The 2432-nt window shown below is 39.6% G+C and carries 3 protein-coding genes; 1 reads left to right on the top strand and 2 read right to left on the bottom strand.

Going from position 1 to position 2432, the window contains the following annotated elements; all coding sequences use genetic code 11:
* Positions 1–183: 183 nt before the first annotated feature.
* A complete protein-coding gene (locus tag AC3DU7_RS31210; RefSeq protein WP_202224787.1) occupies positions 184–669 on the top strand; it encodes an allophycocyanin subunit alpha-B in 486 nt (161 codons plus the stop codon).
* A gap of 206 nt (positions 670–875) precedes the next feature.
* Here AC3DU7_RS31210 and AC3DU7_RS31205 read toward each other — a convergent pair whose 3' ends face one another.
* Both AC3DU7_RS31205 and AC3DU7_RS31200 read right to left on the bottom strand, forming a co-directional pair.
* Positions 876–1703 (bottom strand): undecaprenyl-diphosphate phosphatase, encoded by an 828-nt coding sequence (locus AC3DU7_RS31205; RefSeq protein WP_488043117.1) that lies wholly within the window; start codon positions 1701–1703, stop codon positions 876–878.
* A gap of 102 nt (positions 1704–1805) precedes the next feature.
* Complete coding sequence (locus AC3DU7_RS31200; protein WP_488043116.1) at positions 1806–2105, bottom strand: hypothetical protein; 300 nt, start codon at positions 2103–2105, stop codon at positions 1806–1808.
* Positions 2106–2432: the final 327 nt, after the last annotated feature.

The raw sequence follows: 2432 nt of genomic DNA, 5'->3' as shown, positions 1-2432 counted from the left end.
TCCTGATCCCTGGTTCTTACTCTAGACTCCTGACTCCTGAATCCCGACTTCTGACTTTTCATTAATATCTACTACTATTCAACAATACCAATAAATCTGTCAAATTAAATCCCTCAAATTTGATGATTGAGAAAGGTCGTAAATCGCTAAAATGAAATATAATTCTGAAAATTTTTGATAATTATGAGTGTAGTTAGCCAAGTTATTCTCAAAGCAGACGATGAATTACGTTACCCCAGTAGTGGGGAACTTCAAGCCATAAATACTTTTTTAAAAACAGGCGAGCAGCGTGTGCGTATTGCTACCCTACTTTCTGAAAATGAGAAAAAAATTGTGGACAAAGCTAGTCAAGAGTTGTGGCGCAGGCGTCCAGATTTTATTGCCCCTGGCGGTAATGCTTTTGGTCAACGAGAGCGTGCTTTGTGCCTCCGGGATTATGGTTGGTACTTGCGTTTGATTACTTATGGAGTATTAGCTGGTGATAAAGATCCAATTGAAAGCATTGGTTTGATTGGTGTTCGGGAAATGTACAACTCATTGGGTGTACCTGTTCCTGGAATGGTAGAGTCAATCCGTTGTTTGAAGGAAGCTTCTCTTGCTTTACTCGATGATGAAGATGTTCAGGAAGCTGCTCCTTACTTTGACTACATCATTCAGGCCATGTCCTAAGTTTTTTTGTTTTTTGTAGCATGACTCCCCATCTAAGGAATTCTTGGATGGGTTCAATTTTTATAGTAGAAATCTCCTCCAAAAGAGGGAGTAGAGGGAGAGAATTGATAACTTCTATTAGCAAACTGTTACATTTTCCCTATCCATTATTTCTAAACTTCAGTCCTTTCTTCTTCCTTCCCTCTTCCCTCTTCCTTCTTCCTTCTTCAAATTACACCACCAGCGATCGCCACTAAGATGAATACCCCAAAAGCTAATCTATACCAAACAAATATCCATGTATCTTGAGTTTGTAAGTATCTAATCAACCAAGCAATTGCTACATAAGAAAAAATTATTGCAGATATAATTCCAGCAATAGTAGGCATTAAACCAACCCCTCCAAACCCCTCATCTAATAGAGTCTTAAGTTCAACTAAACCTGCTAAAGTAATTGCTGGAAGACCCAATAAAAAAGAAAATTTTGCTGCTGTAGCCCTTTCTAACCCCATAAATAGGCCACCTGTAATGGTTGAGCCAGAGCGAGATACTCCCGGGACTAATGCCAATGCTTGAGCTAATCCCATGAGTATTCCATCTTTAATATCTAGTTGCTCAAAATTACGTTTTCGACTACCAATTCTCTCTGCTATTCCTAATAATAAAGCCATAACTATTGAAGCAATAGCGATCGCCATTGTACTGCGCAAGGGCGAGTTATCAAAATCTGGAAGAAATATTTTGATTAATAACCCAAAAAATATTATTGGTATGCTTCCCAGTGCTATTCCAACTGCCATGCGGAAATCTGGAGACTGATAATCGGATGTCACCATAGATTTATATGCACCAAGGGCAATCTTTGTCAAGTCCTGCCAAAAATACCAAACAACTGAAAAAATACTGCCCAATTGAATTACAGCGGTGAAAGCCACACCAGGGTCTCCCCAACCCAGGGCCACAGGGACAATTTTGAGGTGAGCCGTACTACTAATGGGTAAAAATTCTGTTAACCCTTGTACCATCCCTAGAATAACTGCTTGAAAAATATTCATCAAGCACCTCCGTGAAGACCCGCATTGTGTGCTTTGGCATCAACATCGGGAGAGAACAGCGGATATTTTCTAGAGGTTAATTTCCCTGAAATATCCAATTGATTAAACATAAGCGTAGCCATCCTTTTTGTGAATAGGTTGACAATATTTGTGGCTAATTTCTTGCACTAAACCATTCTTGGTGTTGATGTTGAAACTACCTGTAGTGCCTACAGCAACTCTCCCTACATAGACACTTTGTTTCTTACCTGTAGTCACAATAGCTTTGACTATATCCCCTGTTTGATATCCTTTAATAAATTTGAACCTGGGGACGTAACGAACTGGAAATCCATACTTGTTAGTACGACATATCTGGCGTGAGCCATGTCCTGTAGCAGTGACAATTAGAGTTTTTTTCACTTCCTTGATAATTAGCTGATCGGGAGTAGAAGTACTTACACAAGCTGCATCTAACCAATGAGTCTTAGACAGGTTTTGACTACACTTATTGAATCTAAAGTAGGAAAGGTTAACTCTTGAGTCTGGTCAACTAGAGCTTAAAAAAGCCCACGCTATATTCCTTGAGAATTAGCGCTGGGTTGTTGACTTGTGAGAGCTGCTCGGAGGTGGAAGCGGATTCCAAAAAATGATTGGCCTACTTTTTCTACAGAGATAAAAATTAGGGCGCTGACAATGACAGAAATAAGAATTTCATCAAATATAGCGCTGTGCGCAGGCAACAGGCAA

It is taken from the genome of Okeania sp. (assembly GCF_983059655.1).
Note: the sequence above shows the minus strand (reverse complement) of the source record. Positions and strands in the feature narration are given on the sequence as shown.